Source organism: Komagataeibacter sp. FXV3 (assembly GCF_015155755.1).
GTDB lineage: Bacteria > Pseudomonadota > Alphaproteobacteria > Acetobacterales > Acetobacteraceae > Komagataeibacter.
The window spans coordinates 69,341-80,093 of record NZ_VWPI01000018.1; the positions used below are offsets into that span (position 1 = coordinate 69,341).

Below are 10,753 nucleotides of genomic sequence, written 5' to 3' on the forward strand. Positions count from 1 at the left end.
AGGTCTGGCTTTTCCAACGGGCATGGACGGACAGGGTTTCATGGAACCTGCCGCATGATGGTTGCCAATTCCCCGCGTACAGGGCACAGGAGCGGCGTGTATCACGCGTCATTGTGGGGTGACTGCCGTTCATGCGTATGTTCTCTGGTTTCCTGTCCGGGCTTTCGCTGGTGCTGGCGCTGTATGGCGGCGCGCCTGCGTGCGCGGCCACACCCGATACGGTCGATTTTGCCGACCTGACATGGACCGAAATCCGTGACGCCATCCATGCGGGTGACACCACCATCATCATTCCCGTGGGCGGCACGGAACAGAGCGGTCCCTATATCGCGGTAGGCAAGCATGACGTACGCGCCATGATCCTTGCGCGGCGTATTGCCCGTGATGCCGGCCATACCCTTGTCGCACCCGTGGTGGCGTACGTGCCCGAAGGCGGCACGTCGCCACGCACGTCCCATATGCGCTTTCCCGGCACGATCAGCATTACGCCCGCAACCTTCCGCGCATTGCTGTCGGATGCGGCGGAAAGCTTCCGGGTGCAGGGATTCAGGCGCGTGGTGCTGATTGGCGACCATGGCGGCTACCAGAAGGACCTGCGCGCGGTGGCGGATACGCTCAACCGGCGCTGGCAGGGGGCGCATGTGCTGTATGTCGCGGCGTATTATGACGTGGTGCCCGGCGCCTATTCCACCTGGCTGCGCCAGCACGGCCACGCGGCGGAGGTCGGCATGCATGCCGACCTGTCCGATACATCGCTCATGCTGGCGCTGGATCCTGCCCTTGTGCGCACGCAGGCCCTGCGGGCTGCCCCCCTGCCCACCACGGCGCAGGGGGTGTATGGCGGCGATCCCCGACAGGCCAGTGCGGCGCTGGGGCAGGTGGGGGCCAACATGCAGGTGACGGCGGCCGTGGCGGCCATGCAACACGACCCAACAGGACAGAATCCGCACTGATTGCACCAGCTTCATGGCGTGCTATAGGGGCCGCAAGGAACAGGATCACACTATGATACAAAAGAAAAAGCTGCCGGTTCTGGGACTGGGCATGCTCCTGCTGTCGGGTGGCAGCGTGCTTGCGCAGGCCGTGGATACCATTCCCGGAATGCCACCCGTGGTGGACCCGACCAATATTTACACCGAAACCCGGGCCGGGAAACTCAATCCCGAGGTGGCGCAGGATCCGCCGCGCATCTACGTGCCCAACCTGCGTTCAAACAATGTGTATGTGATCGACCCGCAGACCTACAAGGTCGTCGCGCGGTTCAAGGTGGGGAAAAGCCCGCAGCATGTCGTCCCGTCATGGGATTTGCGCACATTATGGGTTACCAACAATGCGGAAGGCACGACCGATGGCAGCCTGACGCCAATCGACCCCCGCACCACGCAGCCCCTGGCCAATGTGGCGGTGGATGATCCGTACAACATGTATTTCACCCCCGATGGCAAATCCGCCATTACGGTGGCCGAGGCCCGTCAGCGGCTGGATTTCCGTGACCCGCACACGATGGAAATGCAGGGTTCGGTGTCTGTCCCGCAATGCAAGGGGGTCAATCACGCCGATTTTTCCATTGACGGGCGCTATGCCATCTTCACCTGTGAATTTGGCGGCTACCTGGCCAAGGTCGATACCGTCAACCGTACGCTGATCGGATACCTCAAGCTGTCACGTGGCGGCATGCCGCAGGATATCCTGACCGCGCCGGACGGCCACAAATTCTATGTGGCGGACATGCATGCCGATGGTGTGTTCGTGATCGACGGCGATACCTTCCGTGAAACGGGCTTCATTCCCACCGGCATCGGCACGCATGGCCTGTATCCCAGCCGTGATGGCACAAAGATGTACGTGGCCAATCGGGGATCGCACAAGATCCATGGTCCGCCGCACAGCAAGGCCGGTGGTGTCAGCGTGATTGATTTCGCAACGGACAGGGTCGTGGCCAACTGGCCCATTCCCGGTGGGGGCAGCCCCGACATGGGCAATGTCAGCAATGACGGCAGGACGCTGTGGCTGTCCGGCCGGTTTGATGATGTTGTCTATGCCATCGATACCATCACAGGTGCCATGCGTAGCATCCCCGTGGGGCTGGAACCGCATGGCCTGACCGTATGGCCGCAGCCGGGGCGGTATTCCGTCGGTCATACCGGTATCCTGCGCTAAGGAGACTGTTTGAAAACAGATCATTGATAAATGGAAGTTTTTTGGTGCCGCCTTTTGTAAAAAAGGCGGCATTCTTCGAAGTTTTCTGAAACAAAGCTTCACCAAAACCTTCCGGATGACGTGATGGTTCAGGGGTGCCCTGTTCCAGGCATGTCATCCCTGTTGTATCCTTGGCGGCGCATGCGATAGGGTCATGCCCCACAGGGAGGTCTCCCGGTCATGAAACCAGCGTCGCCTGCCGCCATAACTACCCGGCTTGTCATGGGGCAGTCCGCCCTTGGGTCGGTGCTGGTGGCAATGGGGGATAGGGGCATTGCCGCCATCATGCTGGGTGATGATCCTGAATCCCTGCATCACGCGGCACTGGCCAGCTTTCCGGGGGCCTGCCCGGCGCATGGCCAGATGGCGGATCGCACCCTTGCGGCGGTGCAGGCGTATATTGATACGCCATGGGCACCGCCCGACCTGAAGCTGGATATACAGGGCACACCATTCCAGCAGCAGGTATGGCAGGCGCTGCGTGCCATACCGTGCGGGATGACCACCACCTATATGGAACTGGCGGCACGGATTGGCAGGCCGGGGGCCGTACGGGCCGTGGCCGGGGCATGTGCTGCAAACAGGCTGGCGGTGGTCATACCCTGCCATCGTGTCATACGCAGTGATGGCAGCCTGTCAGGGTATCGCTGGGGTGTCGGACGCAAACAGTGGCTGCTGGCGCGTGAACGGGCAGGAAACTGCCGGTAATCATAAGAAAGTTTCAGGTAAGCTTTTTTTTAAACTTCAAAGAACGCCGTCTTGAAAAAAAACGGCGCCCAAAAACTTTTATTATTTTTATCAATGGTTTGTTGTTAAGCCACGTCTCAGGAAATATGAACCACCAAGTCATCCTTGCGCGGGATTTCGCTGGCAGCATGCGGCAGGCCGACCGGCAGGATGGTGTGCCCAAACTGGATTTCAAAAATCTCACTGGCCGCCAGGTATATCGCACTCAGGCCACAGAACAGCCCCTCATATCCCGCGATGACGCCCAGCACAGGCTGGCTGAATATCTCCGCATAACCAAGCAGGACAAACAGCAGCGTCAGGCTGAAGAACACGACCTGATGCATGCGTGACGCCGCAAGCGATCCAACTGCCATAATGGCTGTAAACAGCGCCCATACCCACATGTAACTGCCCAGCAGCGCAGGCGTGGATTCAGGCGCCAGCCCCCAGTGCGGCAGGAACAGCAATACAGCCAGCGAAATCCAGAATGCCCCATAGGCCATGAAGGCCGTCATGCCAAACGTATTGCGGTTGCCATATTCCAGCATCCCCGCAATGAACTGCGTCATGCCGCCAAAGACCAGACCCATGGCCAGGATGGCCGAACCCATTGGCACGATCTGCGCATTGTGCAGGTTGAGCAGGACGGTGGTCATGCCAAATCCCATAAGCCCCAGCGGGGCGGGACTGGCGTTTGCGTGGTTGGGCGCCATACCGGTTTTTCCGTTCCATGATGGATGAATTATGACAAACCATGTCACCACCGTCAGGGCGAGGATATTAAAATATGGCTTACCCTTGGCCGGTCATGAACGGCATGCCAATGCACGGATACGGGCAGGGTTCCCCCGGGCATGGGAAACATGGATATGAAATTACAAACATGACTTTAGGGATTTCATATTTCATATCCGGCACAACCGAATACAATAAAATGTTCCGGATATGAAAAAACATTGATTATTTTCGCATTTACTGCACATAAAATCAGGAAATATAATATAAAATATCAGGATAAATCATATTTTTAAAAAATATCCAGTATTGTATATAAAGAAAGACATTGTATTTCGAACGGGGATCATTCCGGTCGGGATATGGTTCAGCCGGAAAGGGCTGTTAAGATAGGCTATTGTTTTCATTGATTTCCTGGGATTGATTGATGACAGACCCCCATCCGCGCAAGACCCCCACGCGCAGGCAGCTCCTGACCCGGATCGGCACGCTTGCCGGTAGTGCGGCACTGTATCAGGCCATGACCACCATGGGGCATGCGCAGGGGACGGATTTCACGGCCCCGCCAGTCCTGTCGGGTGCGAAACGCGGAACGCGCGTACTGGTGCTTGGCGCGGGGCTGGCGGGCATGCTGTCCGCCTATGAACTGCGCAAGGCGGGATACGCGGTGCAGGTCCTGGAATTCCAGGGGCGCAGCGGGGGGCGCAATATCAGCCTGCGCGGCGGTGACACGGTGACCGAACTGGGCGGCGCTGTGCAGAAGGTCGGCTTCGCATCGGGCAACTACATCAATCCCGGTCCATGGCGCATTCCCTATCACCATCAGGGGCTGCTGCATTACTGCCGGGAATTCGGGGTGGAACTGGAACCGTTTGTGGAACTGAACCACAATTCATGGCTTCATTCCTCCACCGCGTTTGATGGCAAACCGGTGCGGTACCGTGAATTCTCGACCGACTTCACCGGCTTTACGGCTGAACTGCTGGGCAAGGCGATCGATCAGCACAAGCTGGATGACGTGGTGGATGCGGATGAACGCGAACACCTGCGCACCGCCATGGAACAGTGGGGCGGCCTTGACCCGGATCTGGCATATCGCAAGGGCGACACCAGTTCCCAGCGCCGTGGGTATGACAGGCCGCAGGGTGGCGGCATTGACGGCGCACCAGTCCCATCAGACCTGTTTGCGCGCAAGGATGTGCTGCGTTCGGGGCTGTGGACATGGATGGCCTTTCACGAACGCCTTGAAATGCAGACAACCATGTTCCAGCCCGTGGGTGGCATGGACATGATCGGCAAGGGGTTCAACCGGCAGGTGCATGACCTGATCACCCTGAACTGCAAGGTCACATCCATACAGCAGGACGAACACGGCGTGCGGGTCATGTATAATGACATGAACCACGGCGGCGTGGTGCGGCAGGCACAGGCCGATTACTGCGTATGCACCATTCCGCTATCCATCCTGTCACAGCTGGATGTGCAGGTCAGCGCGCCGCTCAAGGCTGCGATCATGGCAGTGCCCTATGCGTCCTCAGTCAAGATGGGGATGGAGTTCAGGCGCCGCTTCTGGGAGGAAGATGACCAGATCTATGGCGGCATAAGCTATACCGACCAGCCGATCAGCCAGATTTCCTATCCCAGCCACGGCTATTTTTCCCGTGGTCCGGCGGTGCTGCTGGGGGGATACATGTTTGGACCCGCCGCCTTTGACTTCGCGGGCATGACGCCACAGGCGCGGCTGGAACAGGCGCTGGCGCAGGGCGAGATCCTGCATCCCGGCACGTATCGCAAGGAATTTTCAAACGGCGTCAGCCTGGCATGGAGCCGCGTGCCATGGGCGCTGGGCTGCTGTTCGATGTGGAGCGAGCAGGCCCGCAAGACGCATTACAAGACGCTGTGTACGATGGACAACCGCATCGTGCTGGCGGGCGAGCATGCGTCCTATGTCGGATGCTGGCAGGAGGGGGCCATCCTGTCCGCGCTGGATGCGGTAACCCAACTGCATAAACGGGCACAGGGAGCCAGCTGATGCGCAGGATCGTACTCCTTTTCACCGTGCTTGCCCTGCCGCTGCTGGCCCCGTCAGGTAGGGCGCATGCCGATAGCGCCAGCGCGTTTGAAGGCGCCGTCCAGCCCATGGCGACGGGGGAGGACGTGTACCACCACGTCTGCCAGAGCTGTCACATGCCCGATGGCAGGGGGGCCATGGGCGCGGGCGCGCAGTTCCCGGCGCTGGCCGGTAATGCCAAGTTGCAGGTCAGCGCCTATCCAATCTATGTCATCATGAATGGGTATGGCGGCATGCCGTGGTTTTCGGAAATGCTGACGGACCAGCAGATTGCCAATGTCGTGGCCTATATCCGCACGCATTTTGGCAATAACTATACCGATCCCGTGACCCCGGCGGATGTAACGCCCCAGCGGCCAGCCGTCCCGCCCAAGGAGATATATTGATGCCCGACATGAAAACAGCCCTTGCCGCACTCGCGCTCATGACCGGCGTGGGGGCCGCGCTGCCCGCGCATGCGGCGAATGGTATCGTGCGTCACCCGGAAAAGGATTTTCCCATTTCCACCGCGATCGAGGTGCCGGCAGGGGCTTCGACAATCTATCTCAGTGGTGAGGGCGCACCGGTACAGGACAGGAAAGCCGATCCGCATACGATCGCGGCCTATGGCGATACACAGACCCAGACCCGCGCCGCCCTGGAATCCATTCAGGGCGAACTGAAAAAGCTGGGTCTGGGTCTGGGCGATGTGGTCCAGATGCATGTTTACATGGTTGAGGACCCCAGGCTGGGCAAGCTGGATTTTGACGGGATGATGAAGGCTTATACCCAATTTTTCGGCACGGGGACGCAGCCGAACCTGCCCGTCCGTTCCGCTTTTGGCGTGGCCCATCTGGGCAACCCCGGCTGGCTGGTTGAAATCGAGGTCACGGCCGTGCGCACACCGGGCCGGTAGTGCCATATTCAGGCCCGTCGCGCCACGGCATGTGATGACAGGAAAGGGAAGGGGGATCAGGTCATGGTCCCCCTTCTCATATCAATCAGGGCAGCGGATGTTGTGCCTCAAGCGCCTTGCGATTTTCCGCCATACCAGATGGGGTGGCGGATTTCTTCCGTCCCGCAACGACGTCATCCACGCTGAAAATCGTGGCATCCGTCCCGCCCGGCAGGCCCGCCACATGGTTCAGGATGGCGGCGATCTGATCATCGGGTAGCATCTTGAAGGATGGCATGAACCCGCTATAGGCATTACCGCCTGCCGTAATCGGCCCCATGAGGCCATTCAGCGCAACGCCTACAATATACTGCTTGCCCGCCGGCGTGCTGGCAATCTTGTCCACCCGTCCGGCCAGTAATGGAAACTGTCCCGGCACGCCTTGGGCATTGGCCTGGTGGCATACGCTGCAATTTGCCAGGAACAGCGTCGCGCCATCAGCGGCCAGCGCGGACCCCGCAGGCATGGACAGGCAGAATATCGCGGCCAGCAGACTTTTTTTCATGGGTCATTCCCTGATCTATCCCGTTTCCGGCAGCTTATCCTACTGCTTCGTGCCGACATATCCCCGGGGCGGAATGAATGGGAAGGGACGGGAATGTCAGCTATGTCTGATGTTCATGACGTCATGCAGGGAAATATAAAGTGCCAGGGTGGTGCAGATAAAAAAAGGACGCCCCGCCGAAGCGGGACGCCGAGTTTAGGGATTGGGAGACGTTGTGGTGTCACGAGATCCACACCCCATTAACTTCACTTGCGGATAATAGTTTTCCTAAAACCAAATTAATGAAGAAAATATTTTGTGCATGATATGTTCTGCAATGCCGGGTATGGCTCATCATACCCCATGCAGCATGACAAACTGCCGGGCGAAAGGCAGCATGACCGTAATACTCAGCAACCCGAGTATAACGGTCATCCCGGCAAAGGTCGCCATGTGGTGGGGATAATCCTCGGTATATAACAGACCGCAGACCCAGAACACCACGGCTTCCACCGCCAGGCCAATGCCCAGTACCGGGATATGGAAAAATGCCCCGGCCAGCCACCATGCAATCGTCCCCATCACAACGACACCCATCGTTGAGCGGAACAGGAACTGGATTGCACGCATGTTTGTCGCCTGGCCTTGTGATCGGAATGGAAAAAACGTCACGTAACCGTGATTAAGGGCACAGGATGCCCGTTTCCATGCCGATGGGCAACCGCAGGCAGCGGGCATGGCCGACTGCCTGCGGGGCAAGCGTGATTACTGCGCGGCCGGGGGGGCGGCCGGTGCCGTACCTGCTGCGGGGGTGTCGGACGTCATCTTGCCCGGCGTGGTTGAATGTTCGACGTCATACGCGGTGGCCTTGGCTTCATAATTGCCCTTGGCGCCGGGGTGTTCCTGATCATACAGGGCGGCCTTCGCCTTGGCTTCCTTGCGGTATTCGTGGCGCTTGTACATGCCCGTCACGCAACCGGCGGCGGCACCCAGTACGGTGTGGTGGTTGGCTACATGCCCACCGACCGCACCGACCGCGCCGTATTTCAGGCAGCCACCGGGTTCGGCATGGGCGGCTGTGGCGCATGTGATGGCCGCGACGGCACCCAGAAGAGCGATTTTACGCATTGATTTCATCCTTGTTTACATACAGATCGGTCTGATATTCAGGGCATATCCGATACGAAATATTTTGTCACCTTTTACGCCATGATATCCGGATTTTCGTGCAGGCCAGCGGTAATGATATGCAAACAGGCCAGGACTTCCGCCATCTGCGCCCTTGCGTGCGGCGTTGTGGCGCGTGCCTGTTCATGCTGTGTCCAGGACAGTACATACGGGATCATGGCGGTCGCCTGTCCCCTGTCCCATCGCGCCAGGAACAGGGTCACGATCCGCTCCGCCCGCAGGGATAACCGACCTTCGCGGACCAGTTCACGCAGGCGGATGACATAGATGCCAACCGTCATGGACATGATCTGCCGTGCGACACAGGCCCCCAGAACAGGCGGGGGCAGGGCGTTGGCCTGAAACAGGATGCGTACCAGGCTGGTGGCGCAACTGTTCAGCCAAGCGGCCGCATCCGTGTGGGTACCCATCCGCGCCAGATGACGCAGGCGCAGGCTGACCCATGCCTCCGTCCGGCGGACATGCACGTCCATGCGGAAAGGCACGACCAGCCGGTAGGTCAGGAGTACGAAAATGATACTGGCCAGAAACGCCATGGTATTGTTCAGGAACGAGACTTCATCAAACCGTCCCTGATTGATCGGCCCGATCAGCACCGGCAGGAACATGTTGAAGGAAAAGGCATAACCCGCAAGCTGCGGCCTGCGGGCTGCAAGCCCCCCGACCGTCATGGGCACCAGCAGGACCATCAGCAGGATCTCCGGCGCGGTAATGGCCGGAATGACCCACAGCGTAAGCACTGCCGCCGCGACCGCGCACCACAATCCCCCCTTCAGGAACGGGGTGGTGGCGACCAGCGGGTTTTCGCGTGTTGCCATCAGGCCGTAAATCAGGGCGACAAAGGAAATGAATGCAGGCCCGTGATGCCATGCGGTAATTTCCCATACAAGACACGCCCCCATGATGGCCGCCGCCGCACGGAGGCCGTTATTGATCGCCTCACGCATGTGGCGGCGTGATGTCAGGCTGAAACGGAACCGGTCCCTGCGTGGCGCGGTGGTGCAGGCAGTTATTTCGCTTCTGACCCGCGTGGCTTCCGCCAGCAGCGCCGTGGTTACCGGCTGCCATTCCGGGTTGTCCACCGTATCGGTGGTGCCCGCGGGGGCATTATCGCGCACCCATGCCGCGAGTGACTGCTCGGGTCGCGCGTCATCGTCATGCGGCGGCGCGGTCATGCGGGGATGCAGGATCTGCAGCGCGCGCGCCTGCGCCAGCATGACCAGCATCCCTGCCAGTGCGCGTCGGGCGTGGTCACCTACATGGTTGCGCGGCCCCAGTTCCAGTGCACTGAATTCGATCTGTCCGCTAAACGTCACGATCCGTTTCAGCAGGGTGCCGGTCATGGCCTGCTGTTCCGGGCTGGCTGATGCGCCTGGGTGCCGGGTGATCGTGGTGCAGGTGGCGCGGAATGTATCGGCCAGACGGTCCAGAAGCTGCTGGCGGGCGCGTTCCACCATGCGGGGCATGAACAGGACCGCCAGAACCGCTTCGCACAAGACACCCAGTATGATGTAGCTGCTGCGCGCAACACTTATGGCAAAGACATCATCAGGTTGCGCAATGGCCCCCGTGGCGATGATGGCGGATGTAAAACCCGTCAGCACCAGCCCGTAAGCCCGGTACTGGTCCAGCAGTGTCGCCAGTGCGCAGCACACCCCGATCCACAGCGACAGGCAGGTAAAGAACAGTCCCGGCGCCTGCGGGAAAGCTGCCATCAGGGTAATGGCCGCGACGCTGCCCACCAGGGTTCCGAAAATCCGCCACCGTGCCTTGGACAGGCTTTCCCCGCGTGAGGACTGCGCCACGACCCATACGGTCAGCGGTGCCCATTGCGGGCTGTCCAGTTCCATCCACATCGCGATCAATAGCGAAATGATGGCGGCAAACGATGTGCGTACCGCAAACGCCAGATCAGGCAGGGCTGGCGCATAAATCCATGAAACGCGCCTGACTTGATGCATCAGCACGCTGGTAATGCGTTCAGGCAGGGGTAAAGTTGCGGTCCGGGCCCCCATTTCGTTCAGCCTTTTACATCATGGTCAGGATGCGCATTGCCCATGCAGGCTTTGCAGTGGCGGAACATGGCGGCGGCGGTGCCGCCCGGTCCAATCGTTTGTTATGATATTTTGATAAGTAATATTTATGAAAAAGCCCCTGACGGGATTCAGGGGGCATGAATGCCGCAGCGCATGGCGGATACGGCATCGGTATCCGTCATGCGCTGCGGGTCTGTATGGTGTCAGCCTGTCATGGAAACGGGCCGGTCGTCAGAATGTAATATTGCTATGCAGGCCGAAGATCGCCTCATCGCCGGTGCGGCGGTAGGGGAAGGACGGGTCGGCGCCGCCGCCCGCGGGGTGCCAGACGTACTGGAAATCGGGCTGCATCACCAGCCACGGCGTGACCTGCGCCT

Annotated in this window: 12 protein-coding genes; 6 read left to right on the forward strand and 6 right to left on the reverse strand. The window is 59.6% G+C overall.

Annotation, left to right across the window (positions count from 1 at the left end; translation table 11 throughout):
- Positions 1 to 131: 131 nt before the first annotated feature.
- From F1542_RS01975 to F1542_RS01985, 3 genes are all read left to right on the forward strand, one after another.
- Entirely contained in the window at positions 132 to 953 is an 822-nt protein-coding gene (locus tag F1542_RS01975; protein WP_193731547.1) for a creatininase family protein, read from the forward strand.
- 52 nt (positions 954 to 1,005) lie between these two features.
- Positions 1,006 to 2,160, forward strand: coding sequence for a YncE family protein (locus tag F1542_RS01980; RefSeq protein ID WP_193731548.1), 1,155 nt, complete (start codon positions 1,006 to 1,008; stop codon positions 2,158 to 2,160).
- A 219-nt stretch (positions 2,161 to 2,379) separates the two neighbouring features.
- Positions 2,380 to 2,907, forward strand: a complete 528-nt coding sequence (locus tag F1542_RS01985) for a methylated-DNA--[protein]-cysteine S-methyltransferase (protein ID WP_227672386.1) — start codon at positions 2,380 to 2,382, stop codon at positions 2,905 to 2,907.
- A 116-nt stretch (positions 2,908 to 3,023) separates the two neighbouring features.
- Here the strand turns inward: F1542_RS01985 and F1542_RS01990 are convergent, their stop codons facing one another.
- Positions 3,024 to 3,641, reverse strand: a complete 618-nt coding sequence (locus F1542_RS01990) for an acetate uptake transporter (RefSeq protein WP_193731549.1) — start codon at positions 3,639 to 3,641, stop codon at positions 3,024 to 3,026.
- A gap of 449 nt (positions 3,642 to 4,090) precedes the next feature.
- On the opposite strand from F1542_RS01990, the gene F1542_RS01995 reads away from it, so the two are divergent.
- The 3 genes from F1542_RS01995 to F1542_RS02005 are packed head-to-tail and all read left to right on the forward strand — an operon-like array spanning position 4,091 to position 6,629.
- On the forward strand, positions 4,091 to 5,695 hold the full coding sequence (locus F1542_RS01995; RefSeq protein WP_193731550.1) for a flavin monoamine oxidase family protein: 1,605 nt from the start codon (positions 4,091 to 4,093) through the stop codon (positions 5,693 to 5,695).
- Positions 5,695 to 6,120 (forward strand): cytochrome c, encoded by a 426-nt coding sequence (locus F1542_RS02000; protein ID WP_193731551.1) that lies wholly within the window; start codon positions 5,695 to 5,697, stop codon positions 6,118 to 6,120. The genes F1542_RS01995 and F1542_RS02000 overlap by 1 nt, the downstream gene beginning before the upstream one ends.
- Positions 6,120 to 6,629 (forward strand): RidA family protein, encoded by a 510-nt coding sequence (locus tag F1542_RS02005; RefSeq protein ID WP_193731552.1) that lies wholly within the window; start codon positions 6,120 to 6,122, stop codon positions 6,627 to 6,629. Before F1542_RS02000 ends, F1542_RS02005 begins: the two co-directional genes overlap by 1 nt.
- Positions 6,630 to 6,714: 85 nt before the next feature.
- Here F1542_RS02005 and F1542_RS02010 read toward each other — a convergent pair whose 3' ends face one another.
- The 5 genes from F1542_RS02010 to F1542_RS02030 form a co-directional block, all read right to left on the reverse strand.
- Complete coding sequence (locus tag F1542_RS02010) at positions 6,715 to 7,173, reverse strand: cytochrome c (protein ID WP_193731553.1); 459 nt, start codon at positions 7,171 to 7,173, stop codon at positions 6,715 to 6,717.
- Between the two features lie 333 nt (positions 7,174 to 7,506).
- A complete protein-coding gene (locus F1542_RS02015) occupies positions 7,507 to 7,782 on the reverse strand; it encodes a hypothetical protein (protein ID WP_193731554.1) in 276 nt (91 codons plus the stop codon).
- Positions 7,783 to 7,917: 135 nt separating this feature from the next.
- A complete protein-coding gene (locus F1542_RS02020) occupies positions 7,918 to 8,280 on the reverse strand; it encodes a hypothetical protein (RefSeq protein WP_193731555.1) in 363 nt (120 codons plus the stop codon).
- A gap of 74 nt (positions 8,281 to 8,354) precedes the next feature.
- A complete protein-coding gene (locus F1542_RS02025) occupies positions 8,355 to 10,355 on the reverse strand; it encodes an FUSC family protein (RefSeq protein ID WP_193731556.1) in 2,001 nt (666 codons plus the stop codon).
- Between the two features lie 252 nt (positions 10,356 to 10,607).
- A partial coding sequence (locus F1542_RS02030) for a carbohydrate porin (protein ID WP_193731557.1) occupies positions 10,608 to 10,753 on the reverse strand: 146 nt, incomplete at its 5' end.